Annotated in this window: 11 protein-coding genes; 7 read left to right on the forward strand and 4 right to left on the reverse strand. The window is 72.1% G+C overall.

Annotation, left to right across the window (positions count from 1 at the left end; genetic code table 11):
* Positions 1-30 precede the first annotated feature (30 nt).
* Positions 31-1,509: a sugar transferase gene (locus ACFUPX_RS09495; protein WP_383318675.1), complete on the reverse strand. Its 1,479-nt coding sequence runs from the start codon at positions 1,507-1,509 to the stop codon at positions 31-33.
* Between the two features lie 733 nt (positions 1,510-2,242).
* Positions 2,243-3,007 (reverse strand): VOC family protein, encoded by a 765-nt coding sequence (locus tag ACFUPX_RS09500; protein ID WP_383318678.1) that lies wholly within the window; start codon positions 3,005-3,007, stop codon positions 2,243-2,245.
* Between the two features lie 147 nt (positions 3,008-3,154).
* Between ACFUPX_RS09500 and ACFUPX_RS09505 the strand changes: the two genes are divergently transcribed.
* The gene (locus ACFUPX_RS09505) at positions 3,155-3,841 is read left to right on the forward strand and encodes a hypothetical protein (protein WP_383318681.1); all 687 of its coding nucleotides are present in this window, start codon (positions 3,155-3,157) and stop codon (positions 3,839-3,841) included.
* Between the two features lie 89 nt (positions 3,842-3,930).
* Positions 3,931-4,698: an NPP1 family protein gene (locus ACFUPX_RS09510; RefSeq protein WP_383319038.1), complete on the forward strand. Its 768-nt coding sequence runs from the start codon at positions 3,931-3,933 to the stop codon at positions 4,696-4,698.
* A gap of 78 nt (positions 4,699-4,776) precedes the next feature.
* Here the strand turns inward: ACFUPX_RS09510 and ACFUPX_RS09515 are convergent, their stop codons facing one another.
* Positions 4,777-5,115 carry a hypothetical protein gene (locus ACFUPX_RS09515; RefSeq protein ID WP_383318684.1) on the reverse strand — a complete coding sequence of 113 codons (339 nt, stop codon included), beginning with the start codon at positions 5,113-5,115 and terminating at the stop codon, positions 4,777-4,779.
* 156 nt (positions 5,116-5,271) lie between these two features.
* Between ACFUPX_RS09515 and ACFUPX_RS09520 the strand changes: the two genes are divergently transcribed.
* The 3 genes from ACFUPX_RS09520 to ACFUPX_RS09530 are packed head-to-tail and all read left to right on the forward strand — an operon-like array spanning position 5,272 to position 7,857.
* On the forward strand, positions 5,272-5,898 hold the full coding sequence (locus tag ACFUPX_RS09520) for a hypothetical protein (RefSeq protein ID WP_383318687.1): 627 nt from the start codon (positions 5,272-5,274) through the stop codon (positions 5,896-5,898).
* Positions 5,895-7,121, forward strand: coding sequence for a sensor histidine kinase (locus ACFUPX_RS09525; RefSeq protein ID WP_383318690.1), 1,227 nt, complete (start codon positions 5,895-5,897; stop codon positions 7,119-7,121). The genes ACFUPX_RS09520 and ACFUPX_RS09525 overlap by 4 nt, the downstream gene beginning before the upstream one ends.
* Before the next feature lie 58 nt (positions 7,122-7,179).
* A complete protein-coding gene (locus tag ACFUPX_RS09530; RefSeq protein ID WP_383318693.1) occupies positions 7,180-7,857 on the forward strand; it encodes a response regulator in 678 nt (225 codons plus the stop codon).
* Between the two features lie 17 nt (positions 7,858-7,874).
* Here ACFUPX_RS09530 and ACFUPX_RS09535 read toward each other — a convergent pair whose 3' ends face one another.
* Entirely contained in the window at positions 7,875-11,750 is a 3,876-nt protein-coding gene (locus ACFUPX_RS09535) for a CHAT domain-containing protein (RefSeq protein WP_383318696.1), read from the reverse strand.
* An 80-nt stretch (positions 11,751-11,830) separates the two neighbouring features.
* On the opposite strand from ACFUPX_RS09535, the gene ACFUPX_RS09540 reads away from it, so the two are divergent.
* On the forward strand, positions 11,831-12,223 hold the full coding sequence (locus ACFUPX_RS09540) for a hypothetical protein (protein WP_383318699.1): 393 nt from the start codon (positions 11,831-11,833) through the stop codon (positions 12,221-12,223).
* Positions 12,224-12,245: 22 nt separating this feature from the next.
* A complete protein-coding gene (locus ACFUPX_RS09545) occupies positions 12,246-13,172 on the forward strand; it encodes a hypothetical protein (protein WP_383318702.1) in 927 nt (308 codons plus the stop codon).
* Positions 13,173-13,187: the final 15 nt, after the last annotated feature.

Consider the following 13,187-nt stretch of genomic DNA (forward strand, 5'->3'; position numbering starts at 1 on the left):
GCGCGCCGGACGGACGACGATTCCCGCGCATCAGTAGGCCCCCTGTCCGTAGAGCACCGCACGCAGCGTCTTCCACAAGATCACTGTGTCCAGGGCGAGCGACCAGTCCTCCACGTACCGCAGGTCGAGGCGGACGGCCTCTTCCCACGGCAGGTCGCTGCGTCCGCTGATCTGCCACAGGCCGGTGAGTCCGGGCTTGACGAGGAGACGACGCCGGATGTCCGGGCCGTACGCAGCGGACTCCTCCGGCAGGGGAGGCCGCGGACCGACGAGTGACATCGATCCGGTGAGTACGTTGAAAAGCTGCGGGAGTTCGTCGATCGAGTACCGGCGCAGCACTGATCCCACCCGGGTCACGCGCGGATCCCGGCGGAGCTTGAACAACAGGCCGGCGCCTTCGTTGCGGGCGGCCAGCTCGGCCCGTGCCCCGTCGGCCCCGGTGACCATGGTGCGGAACTTGAAGATGGTGAACTCGCGGCCGTCCTTGCCGACCCTGCGCTGGCTGTACAGCGCCCCGCCGCGGCTGTCCACCAGCACGAGCAGCCCGACGAACAGCATCAGCGGTGCGAACAGCATCAGGAGGACCGCCGCGCCCAGCCGGTCGACGACGCCTTTGACCACCCGGCGGCCACCGGAGAAGGTCGGCATGCTGACCCGCAGCAGCGGGATCCCGAGGACCGCGTCGACGTGCAGCCGCGGTCCCGCCACCTCCATCAGCACCGGCGCCACGACCATCTCGGCATCGCTGCCCTCGAGGTTCCAGGCCAGCCGCTGCAGCCGGTCAGGTGACCAGTGCGGGTCCGGTGTGACCGCGACGACGCGGTAGCCGTCGCGGCGGACGTGGTTGGCGACGTCCGTCAGTTGGCCGACGACCGGCACCCCGCCCAGGTGGTCACCGTCGATCCCCAGACCGTCCGTGGTGCACACCGCGTCCACTTGCCAGCCGAGGTGCGGGAACTTGCGGGTCCGGCCGATCAGATCGAGCACGGTGGCCGGGCTCCCGGCGGCGAGCACCGGTCGCAGGCACTGTCCTGCCTTTCGCTGTTTGTGCAGGCGCAGGCGGAGCAGATAGCGCGCGGTCATGGTGATGAGCGCGATCGCGGGGATCGCGACGAAGATCCAGAGTTTGATGTTGCGTGAGGTGAGGGCGATCCCGCCGAGCGCGAGCACGACGGCCGCCGTGAACAGTGAGCGCCCGAGCCTGCGGAATTCCTCGGCCCCCTGGCCGAGTACGGCCGGAGCCCATGCCCGGCTCACCGCGAGTGCTCCCAGCACCAGCAACTCGGTGCCGAAGGCGAGAATGACCCATTTCTCGTGCCAGTTGGCCGCGTCCCGGGCCCCGAAGAAGTTGCCGATCGCCGCCACCACGAAGGCGGTGGCCACCGTGTCACTGGTGATCACGGTACGGCGGTAGCGCTGTTCCCAGTCGATCGCGGGCCCGCTGATCGTCCCGTTCGTCAGATGCCCGCGTGCCGACGGAAACGGGCTGGCTAAATCCCCCCTCTGCACAGGACCCCCCAGGCCGCCAGTGGTTCGACGTGTTCGCCTAACACTGTTCCTCCCCCCGGGAGGACCCCTCCCCCCGCGCTGTTTTCCCCCGCGAGAGGACCCCTCCCCCCGCGCTGTTTCTCCCCGCGGGAGGCCCCCGCCCCCCGCGCCGCGCTGTTCCTCCCCGCAGAAGGCCCCCGCCTTCCGCGCACGACATCACGGCTGCTTCAACGCTGTGTGAACAACCCACCCCGCCGACAGCACACTCACGTGTCCCGTCGGCCACTCGACGTGCACGCGAACCCGTCGAAACCCCGGGTGCCCCCGCACCCGAAGCCCGTCTCGGGCTCCACGAATTGCTCTAGATCATTATTGGTCGCCTTGTGCTCAAACAGCTGAAGCACGGTCAATCTAGACCATCGGGGCCGGTATGAAGAGGGGATGTGTGGAATCTGTGGTCAACCTTTGAGACTGGCTACACCGATCGGCCACGGCTTACAGCTGTGTTGGTGAAGTGGGCGTGCCTCGTGACCTGTGATGAGGGGAGTTCTCCGGGCCGTGGCCACCGGTCGGCTCCAGGCTTACTGAACTGTCAACTAGGCCTCGACGATGGCCTGTTGAGGCATACCAGTGGGGCCATCGGGGCGGGAACTTCGGTGTCGGCCCACCCCGGGCGCCGCTGCGGAGGCAATGGATTTCCGTGGCCGGTTCAATTCCCCTGAATGGAGCGCGAGTTCAGGACAGAAGCGCGAATTCAGGACTGGGGCGGTAGCGCGGGACGGGGAGCGAGGACGCAGAACTCGTGCCCTTCCAGGTCGGCCATGCACGTCCACGGGGCATCGCCCTGGCCGAGGTCGATGTCGGTGGCGCCGAGGGATCGCAGCCGGGCCACCTCGGCCTCCTGGTCCTCACCGGGGCAGGGCAGCAGGTCGATGTGCACACGGTCCGGCACGGTCTTCGCGCCGGGCCCGCGGAGGAACTCGAGGTAGGGGCCCACCCCTTCGGAGGAGCGAAGCACCGCGTGGTCGTCGCTCACCTCGTGCAGGGTCCAGTCCGTCGCCCCGTCCCAGAACCGGGCCATGGCTCGCGGATCCACGCAGTCGACCACCACGGCGGCGATCGGCCCGGTGTCCCGGTAGACCTCGCGGGGTTCGAGCACGCAGAACTCGTTGCCCTCCGGATCGGCGAGGACCGTCCACGGCACGTCGCCCTGGCCCACGTCGACGGGGGTCGCGCCGAGAGCCGTCAGGCGCGCGACCAACTCCGCCTGATGGGCGGCCGAGGTGGTGGCGAGATCGATGTGCGTACGGTTCTTCGTCGCCGACTTGGGCTCCGGGACGGTGACGACGTCGACGCAGAGGGCGGACGGATCCGGCCACACGAAGTCGCCGCCGGGTTCGACGTTGGTCACGCCGGGAGCCTCACCGGAGACACCCCAGCCGAGCGCCTCCGCCCAGAACCGACCGACCACCGAGTCATCGAGAGCCTTCACGTTCACGTTCACGGGTCGCAGTGCCATGCCGGTGATCTTAGGCAGCCGGGTGCGGGACCGGGACGGAAGTTGTTGGTGGGGCGGTTGAGACGAAAGGGGTCGCCGCGCGTACGTGACGGCACACGTCAAACCCATCCGGCGGTGGCGTACACAGCCGGGGGACAGGAGCCGCTCGTGTCGCGCAAGAAGACCCTCAGCCGTAAGAAGAAGGTCGCCCTCATGGTGGGCGCCGCCGCCCTGGTGGCGGGGACCGCGGTGGTGATGACCGGCACGAGCCAGGCGTCGGTGGCGTGCGACGGGCTTGCCACCGCGCTGAGCAACAACGAGAAGTTCATCGCGGACCAGCGGGCGAATCCCGACGCGCAGTCCGCGGCCAGGATCGCCAATCGGGAAGCGGTGATCGAGGAGATCGGACGGAAGCAGACGGCGTCGGGCTGTGACGCGGGGGAGGGCGCGGAGGCCGGGGCGGGTGCGCAGGAGGGAGCGGGTGGCGGTGGGGACGCTGCTCAACCGCCGGCGCAGGAGCCGGGCGGCGAGGCCACGGCCACGGTGTCGCCGGAGGAGCCCGGGGAGCCCGGGGAGTCCGGGGGCGGCGCGGACGCGGGAGCGGAGGGCGAGGTCGTCTGCGCGGGTTCCACCGTCACGCTGTCCGGCGAGGGCGGTGCGCCTGCCGCGTCCAGCAACGAGTTCCCCGTCGGTACGCAGCTGAAGGTGACGAACCTGGACAACTCCAAGTCCACCACGGTGGAGGTCACTTCGACGTCCGGCAGCTGCGTGCTGCTCAACAACGAGGCGTTCGAGGACGTGCGCGAGGCCGGGAAGTTCCTGATCCGCAAGGCGCGGATCGAGCGCGTCGGATAGGTGGGGCAGGGGGTGCGTGCGGGGCTCCTGTTGTGGGCATGTCACCACCGGTCGCGGGACCCCACCCCGCGACGAAACAGGAGGACATGGTGAAGAAGGCTTCACGCATCCGCAGAGCGTCGTTCATCCTCGCCGGCGCCGTCGCGCTGGTCGTCGCTCTTACGGGCAGCGCGCTCGCGGATCCGCCCACGTCGCTGGCCCCCAACGCCGACGGCCTCGAGCAGACGTTCCAGCCCGCCTACGACTACGACACGGACGGCTGCTATCCGACGCCTGCCATCGGCCCCGACGGCAGCGTCAACGCGGGCCTCAAACCGTCGGGAGCCGTCAACGGGCAGTGCCGTGACTCCTGGGATCTCGACAACACCAACGGGTACGCCCGGTCCAAGTGCAACAACGGCTGGTGCGCCATCATGTACGGCCTCTACTTCGAGAAGGATCAGGCCGTCGCCGGAAGCGGTCTCGGCGGGCACCGCCACGACTGGGAGCACGTGGTGGTGTGGGTGCAGAACGACGAAGCCCGCTACGTCTCCACCTCGGCCCACGGCAACTTCGACGTCTACGGCCGTGACCAGATCCGCTGGGACGGCACACACCCCAAGGTCGTCTACCACAAGGACGGCGTGAGCACCCACTGCTTCCGCCCCGCGAACTCCAACGACGAGCCGCCGGAGAACCACGGCCAGGCCTGGCAGTTCCCCGGGCTCGTCGGCTGGAACGGCTACCCCGCGGGAGTGCGGGAGAAGCTGAGCCAGGCCGACTTCGGCAGCGCCGTCTTCGGACTCAAGGACGGCAACTTCAACTACCACCTGGAGAAGGCCAAGCCGGCCGGCATCCCGTTCGATCCCAACGCCTGACCGGTGTGAGCGGGGGCGCCGGGGCCGCGATGATGGCGGCCCCGGACGCCTGGCGCGACGTACGCGCGGGGGCACGGCCTACCAATTGTCCGGCCGCACCTCGTAGGTGAGGGTGTAGTGGGCGCCGTCTTGCCGGAACACGGCGACCTGCTCGCCGCGGCCCGATACGGACGTGCTGATGTGGAAGTCGCCCAAGTGGTCGTTCGGGTCGAGGGTGTCCTCCTCCCACACGGACACGACGTCGGCGCCGCTGTTGGACAGCGTGAACGGCCCGTTGTTGACGTTGATGACGTCGCCCTTGTTGATGTCTCCACGGCCCCAGACGCGCCCGCCGCGGAAGTCCACCCACGTCTCGTCCTCGCTGCCGTCCTGGGTCTCGATGCACCGCAGTTGGTAGAACTTGACCTGGTATCCCATGGCTGTCTCCCGACTCCTTCTGGTCGTCGGACGAGTTTCCGACATCCATGAGAATGCGCCCATTGAGGTTGTCGTCGCGTCCACTCTGGAGTGGATTAGCGGTGTACGACCCAGGGTGTACGTTTCTGCGTGCCGCCGAGGCAGTTTCATGGAGCCATGAGCGACTCGCGCGACCCCGTGGATGAGACAACCGTGCTGGTCACGGCCGTGGACGTCACCCTCGAACCGATCGGCGCCAGGGCCTTGCTCGTCGACCGTGACGTGCTCCTGGTCCCCGATCCGCCGCCCCTCCTCGTCGAGCCGCGGGGGGAGCTGGTCGCCGTGATCGCGCCGGTGCCCGCCGGGAGCGGACCGGTGGAGCGGATCGCCGTGACCGGAGTGGAGCTCCTCGGCGCCGACGAACCCGTGCCGGGCGTGACGGCGAGCGTGGTCCGGCTCGCGGGGCCGTCCCGCTACGTGGTCCAGGCCGAGCCCTTCACCCAGCGCCGACTGACCCAGGCGCTGCTCGCCGCGGGCGGCGACCTGTGGGCGGCGATGCGCGGGCTCGGCTACGACTCGCCGATGACCGCCGGGCCCGGAGAAGCGAGCCTGACCGCCGTCCACGAGGACCTGCTCGACGCGTTCGCGGCCGGGCCCTGCCGGGTCATCCGCACCTGCTTCCCGCACCCGCCGCGCCCCGGCGACTCGCACCCGCCGCACTCCGACCAGCCGCCCTCCAACAAGCCGCAACCCGGCAGGCCGCGCACCCGCCCCGACGGACAACACCCGCCGACCGGACCATGATGTCCAGGCCCAGAGCCGCCATCGGCGGGCTGTACCGGGCGGCACCCGCCGTCCAGGACTCGGTGCTCGCCCTCGCCCTGCTGCTGCCCGACCTGTTCCTCTTCTCGGACTTCGCCCTCCCGAACGTGGGCCTGGCCGACCGACTGCTCACGGTCGGGTACGCCGTCCTCGGCTACGCGGCGCTCGCGGTACGTCGGCGGGCGCCTCAAGCGGTCTTCGGCTACCTGTGGGCACACGCGCTCGGCGGTGAACTCCTCACCGCGGCAGGGGTGTTCGACTACAGCCCGACCCTGGCCCTGCTCGCCGCGCTCTACACCGTCGCGGCCCTGCGGAGCGCCCGGCTGGCCGCGCTCGCGCTGGCCGTCGTGACGGTGCCGGTGGCGCTCTCGGTGCGGGCGGCGCTCGCCGACGTACCCGCGGCGGAGCGGCTCACCTCCCTGATCGGGGTCGCCTGCTTCTACGGGCTGCTCAACCTGGAGGTGTGGGCCGTCGGCCGGTGGGTGCGGGCGGGGCGGGCGGCGGCCGTGAGGGACGGGCTCGCGGTGGCCCGCGCCCAGGAGGCCGTACTGTCCGAACGGGCGCGCACGGCAAGGGAGTTGCACGACATCGTCGCCAACGCGGTCACCGTCATGGTGCTCCAGGCGGGCGGCGCACGCCATGTGCTGCGGGCCGACCCGGACCGGGCCGAGCAGGCGCTGGACCAGATCGAGTCCAGCGGCAAGACCGCCGTCGCCGAGCTGCGGCACATGCTGCTCGTGCTGCGCACCGCCGGAGAGAGGCTCGCCGCCGAGGGCCCGAGCTTCGGGCTCGCCGACCTGGGACCGCTCCTGAACGGGGTGCGCCAGGCCGGTCTGCGGGCCCACCTGGAAGTGACCGGCGACCCCGCCGTACTCGCCAGGAGCGTCGACCTGACCGCGTACCGCCTGGTGCAGGAGGCGCTGACCAACGCGGCCAAGTACGCGGGCCCCGGCGCCGCGACGGTCGTACGCCTCGACTGGGCCCGGGACGCCGGGCGGCTGAGGATCGAGGTCGGCGACGACGGGCAGGGCATCCCGGTGACCGCACGCTCCGAACTGTCCACCGGGCACGGCCTGCTCGGGCTCCGCGAGCGGGTGGCCGTCTGCGGCGGCACGTTCGACGCGGGCCCCGTAGGGGACGGCGGCTTCCGGGTCGCCGCCACCCTGCCGGCACAGGAGCACTTCCGGCGGGAGGCCGCGTCATGAGGAGTCGTACCGGAGAAGTCCGTACCGATGATGTCCGTACCGATGAAGGGGGAGAACGGTGATCCGGGTGTTGCTCGCGGACGACCAGGCGATGGTGCGTTCCGCGCTCGCCATGCTGCTCACCGGCGAGGACGGCATGGAGGTGGTGGGCGAAGCCGCCGACGGCGACGAGGCGGTGGCCCTGGCGGCCGAACTGCGCCCCACGGTCGTCGTCATGGACGTACGGATGCCCGGCACGGACGGAGTCGCCGCGACCCGGCAGATCACGGCCGACGCCTTCCCCGGCGAGGCCCGGGTGCTCGTTCTGACGACGTACAACGTCAGCGAGGCCGTCTACCAGGCGCTGCGCGCCGGGGCCTCCGGCTTTCTGCTCAAGGACGCGGCCCCCGACGAGCTGGCGGGGGCGGTGCGGGCGCTCGCCGAAGGGGACGGCTGGCTGGATCCCGCGGTGACCGCCGGCCTCCTTGCCGAGTTCGCCGCCCGGCCGGAGCGGATCAGGCCGGCGCCCCAGGAGCTGGCCGCGCTCACCTGCCGGGAGCGCGAGGTCCTCGTCCTGGTCGCGCACGGGCGTTCCAACGCCGAGGTCGCCGCCCATCTGTTCATCGGCGAGGCGACGGTCAAGACCCACCTCGGGCGGATCCTCCTGAAGCTGGGCATGCGCGACCGGGCCCAGGCGATCGCCGCCGCCTACCAGAGCGGCCTTGTCACGCCGGGCTCGTCCCCGCCGCCGCCCTGACCGGCCGACCTGGGCTTCTAGGGGCCCGCATGCACCTGGCAGGCCCACAGGCTCGGGGTCTGCGGGTAGGTGTCGCGCAGGGCGCGCACCGTGGAGTGCAGTGCCTCGGCCGTCCGGTCGACGTCCAGCGCGCCGCCGCCCTCGCTCAACGCCTCGTAGACGCCCTGGGAGACACGGGCCCCGATCGTGTCGTCGACGTGCCACAGCGAGCCGACGACATGCGGGAAGCCCGCGATCTGGAAGGCGCTGACGATGTGGACGGCCTCGTCGGCGAGTTCGGGGCTGGTCCGCAGGGTGTCGCAGGCGGAGAGGTAGACGAGCCGCACCGACGGCAGCCGGAGCCGGGCGAGGTCGCGGACGGTCAGCGGGCGTTCCGCGTGATCGTGCAGGACCAGCCTGCTGCCGGACGGGCGTTCGAGATCTCCCACCGCGTGGCACGCGAAGTGCGCGTACGCGTGCCGGTGCAGGGCGGAGACCACCGCGGAGTGGGTGGCGGCGGAGCCGGTGAGCACCTCGGCGCCGGGCAGCAGCCCGGCAAGGTGTTCGGCCTCGCGGTGCGCGGCGGGCAGCGCTGCGAAGCCGGAAGCCTCGCCGACGGCGACGACCAGCGCGCCGGTGCCCGCCGGGCGCGCGGCGCGTTGCCTGGCGTGGTGCAGCGCCCGCAGGGTCGGCGTGTACGAGGAGACCACCCGGTCAAGGGCGCCGGACGCGCCGTCGGCGGGGGCCGCCGCGTGCAGCGGCATCGTGCCCAGGGCCCCGGCGGGCGACCACCACACGCGGGGCAGTGGTCCGGCGGCGGGCGCGGCCCGGACGGCCACGTGGTCGATGACGGGTCCTGTGATCGTCTGCCACAGCCAGCCGAGCGTCTCCCGCACGGATTGCTGGGCGCGCTGCGACTGCTTTCGGGAGCTTCCGGGCGCGTCGACGCGTTCCAGCGCGTCCTGGAAGGCTTTCCGGCGTGCGGTCGTCGTCTTCGGATCGAGCCCCGGGAGCGGTACGACGTCGATGGACCGCTCGCCGACGACCAGCGCGTCGCTCCCGTACGGGGACACGTTGACCAGGACCACAGGGCCCGCCGCGGCCGTCGCGCGCAGTTCCCGCTCGTGCCACTCCCGCACCGGACGCAGCAGACCGAGCTCCGGGTGCGAGGCACGGATCAGGTCGGTGAGCTTCTGCCATTCGGCGGCCAGTTGCTGACGCCGGTCGGCTCGGGCGTCGGCCGCGTGCGATGCGGCCGAGGGGCCTTCGCCCAGGAACTGCGCGCCGGGCGATCCCCGGCCTTCGGTCGCCGTGTCGAGAGCCTCGCGGAGTTCCTCGAAGCGGTCGGCGAGGTCCGGGGCGCTCTCCCGGAGCCGGGTCAGATCGCTGTCGGCGTCGAAGGCGTGCGACAGCAGCACACCCCTGGCCTGTTCGAGGAGCCCCACCGCGAGCTCGGGCCGGCCGCAGCGCACGGCGCACGCCGCCGCCGCGGCGCCCAGACCGGTGGTCCGGCCCAGCAGGAACTCCTGGTCGTCGCGGACGAGATGGCGGGGGGCCACGGAATGCAGCAGGTCGACCGCCACCACGTACCCGTCCAAGGCGCGGTCCCACACGCCGAGTTCCGCCCAGGTGTCGCCCCACGACCTCGCGGCGTCCAGACGCTCGGAGGGCGCGCACTGCTGTTCCAGGGCCGCGGCCCGGAACACGTCGGCCGCCTCGGGCAGACCGGCCCGGCGGTCGCGGCCGGTCGGCAGTTCCCGCAGGATGTTGCCGAGGTTCGTCAGCCGCAGCGTGCGCCTGGCGTGGCCGGGCGGGGTGACCTCGACCGCCCGGCGGAACAGGGCGATCGCCTCGTTGCGGACCGTCGACGACAGCAAAGCTCCCAGGCCCGAAAGCCGGGCGCCGGCGGCCACCGCCAGGGCCCCGGGCAGGTCGGGGGAGTCCGCGGGCAGTGCGGCGATCACCGCGTCGGCCAGAGTGCGTGCCTCCCGCGCGTCGCCGAGCCGGTGCGCCGTGCGGCAGCGGGTCATCAGAGCCATGGACAGGTTGTGGCGCCGACGCGGCATCTTGGGGTCGTCGGCCGGGGTGAGGGCGAGTGCCTCCCTGAAGAGCCCGATCGCTTCGTCGAGTTGGGCGGCCGGGTCGGCGGCGCGTCCGAGTCCGGTCATCCGACTGATCGCCGTGGAGCCGAGCAGCGTCGCACGGTGCGCGTCGCCCAGCCCCGGCAGTTCGGCGGCCCGGCGCTTGCACGCCTGGGACTCCCGCAGGTCCGCACCGTCCTCGGTCAGTTGGTGGCGCAGGCCCAGGGCCATGCCGAGGTTGAGCAGCCGTACGCCGAGCATCTCGTGCCCTGCGGCAGTGAGCTCGACCGACTCGCGAAGGGCTTGCACGGCGTCGTTCAACTCCGCCCGGTCTCCCGTGCGTTGATAGCTGGAGCTCAGGACCATCCCGAGGTCGCTGAGCGTCACGGGCCGCTCCGGGTGGCCCGCCGGCATGAGCGGTTCGGCAAGACGCAGCAGCCGCAGGGCCTCGACGAGGTCCGCGCCGTTGCCTTCCGGGTCGAGGCCGTACCGCGCGTGCAGGGCCATCGCGGGGGCGATCAGCCGCGACGCGGTGCGGGGTGTCAGCTTCCCGGACGCGGGGACCACGGCGGACAGCTGCGTGATGGCCGCGTCCAGATCGCCCGCATCGCCGGTCAGCGCGAAGCGGGCGCGCAACGCGTTGCCGAGGACCCTGCGGGCGGCTGTCTGCCGGGCCGGGTCCTCCCGTGCCGCGTCCAGCGCCCCGGTCAGAATGCCGACCGCCTCGTGCAAGTCGTGTGGTCCGCCCACGCGTTGATAGCGAAGGATGAGCCCGTGGCCCAGGTTGATGCCTGCCGCCGCAGGGCCCTTCGGGTCGTCGGGAGCGGCGCGGCGGAACAGGTCCACCACCTCGTCGCACTCCTCGGGCGTGGCGCCCTCCCGCTGCCGCAGCGCCAGCAGGGAGCTGCCCAGGGTGCTGAGGCAGTGGGCTAAATGGGGGCTGTGCGCGGGCAGTTGGGCCAGCACGTCACGGGCCGCGCCGACCGCCTCGTACAGATCGTCTACGTCGTACGAACGCTGGTACCTGTCGAGGAACTGGATGCCCAGATTGCTGAGCGTGAGCAGCCGTTCGGGGGAGTCGGCCGGAAGGCCTGTGAGGGTGCGGTGGGTGAGGTGGAGCGCCGCGTCCGGGCTTTCGTCGTCGCTCGGGCCGCGCTGGTCGGCGGCGTTCGGCCCGTGCTGTTCGGCGCCGCGCGTTCCGTGCCGTTCGGCCAAGGACAGCGCGTAGGTGAGATCGGCTACCCGGGTCGCGTACGTGGGATCGTGCTCCGGCGTCGCGAGGACGGCGAGGCTGCCCATTCCGATCGCCAGGGCGAGGAGAACGTCGTGCGTGGGTACGGACGCGCCCACCCGCGAGGCCAACTCGTACAGCCGGAGTTCGTCCTCGCCGGCGCCCCGCGGCGGACTGTGCTGGCGGCCCTCGGCCGCGATGACGGCAGCGGCGCACTCGGCCGACCACTCGTCGGGGCCGTCCGCGTTCGCGGGATCCGGGCGGTCCGCCGGATCGGTGGCCTCGTACCCGGCCGTCAACTGCGCTGGTACGAGCGCGGGATCGGCCATCCACACGGGGAAGAGCAGCGTGCCGGCCATGGACCCGTGGACACTGCCCTCCGCGTCGGACGAGGCTGCCGCACGAGCCGCGCAGAGCCAGCCGGCCACGTGTCGGGCCTCCAGGTCGACCGTGGTGTCCGCGTTCCGGAGCAGCGACCGGAGTTCGGCGTCCGCCTCCGGCCCGAACACCACGTCCCGGTCCACACCCCTCTGCGCGGTCGCGGCCCGTGTGACACGCGCACGGATCGCTTCTACGAGCCGGTCCCGGTCGTCGTCCCTCACCTCGTGGCCCCCTCTGCGGTCGACTCCGGCAGCACGGCGACTCACCCTCAACTCCGGCTGCTTTCCGGCACACTTGAAGCATGACCGTATCGCCCGACCACCCCGAACTCCCCCGCGGCACAGCCGCGTTGTGCTCCCTGCTCGGCGACCCGGACGACGTGCGCCGACCAGGAGTCCAGGAAGCGGCGGAGCGGGCGAGGGAACTGCTGCGGTCCGGCGCGGGCGCCGAGGAGATCGCCGAGTGCTACGCATCGCTCGACGACGCGCTGCGCAGGGCCGGGGCCGCGGGCGGGCTGCTGAACAGGTCCCGGCGTGTCACACCTCCCGGCCTCGCCCCGCACATCAAGGTGGCCGTGTGCCCGGGTCCGGCCCACTGCACCCGGCTCGAGCGGGCCCGCGACCTGCTGCCCGCCCCGCTCTGCGCGGTCAACGGAGCACGCATGCGCAAGGGCCGACTGGATCCCGGGCAGTGACCGCCGCAGGGCCCCCGGCCTCATGAACCCACTCCTCGCCACCCTGGGCGGCAAGCTCACCGAACGCTGGCTGAACCTGCTGGTGCTGCCCGGCGCCCTCTTCCTCGCCGCCGCATCCGTCGGCGTCACGCTGGGGCACCGCCACTGGCACGACGCCGACCGGCTGCGCGCCACCCTCGACGACCTCGCCGCCCGCCCCGCACTGGACAAGGCCGGAACCGCCGCGCTCCTGGTGGCGCTCGTCCTGCTCACCTCGGCCGCCGCCTCACTCGCCGCGCAGTTCCTCGGCGGTGCGACCGAGGCGTACTGGCTGCGCTTTGGCCGTGATCCGCTCTCGCGCGCCCTCACCGCACGCCGCGAGCGGCAGTGGAAGGCGCTGGACGCGCAGCTCGACGACGCCGTCGCGCAGGCCCACCCGACGAGGGCCGGAGCAGGCGGAGCGGTGCGGGTGGAGCGAAGGGCGGGGGAGCGGATCCAGGCTCTCAGCGAGGCCCGCGACCGTATCTCGCTGCGGGCGCCGACCCGCCCCACCTGGTACGGCGACCGTATGCAGGCCACGGCGGACCGAGTCGAGGCCGCCTACGGAGTGGACCTCGCCGCGCTGTGGCCGCGCCTGTGGCTGATCCTCCCCGAACCCGCCGTACAGCAGATCCAGTCGGCCCGTGACTCCTTCGGCGCCGCGGCGCGCCTGGCCGCCTGGGCGGTCGGCTATGCCCTGCTCGCCTGCTGGTGGTGGCCTGCCGCGCTGGTCGCCGTGGGGTGCGGGGCCGTGGCGCGTTCCCGTTCCAGGGCCGCGCTCGACGCCCTCGCGGGTCTCACCGAGGCGGCCGTCGACGTACACGGCAGGGAACTGGCCCTGCGCGTCGGCCTGCTCGGGCCGGATACGACGGGGCTGCTGGGGCGCGACACGGGGGACGGGATGTCGGAGGTGTTCCGGAAGGCCGACTGAGGTGGCCGCCTCGCG

This window comes from Streptomyces sp. NPDC057302, from assembly GCF_042667685.1.
In the GTDB taxonomy this organism is placed as follows: Bacteria; Actinomycetota; Actinomycetes; order Streptomycetales; family Streptomycetaceae; genus Streptomyces.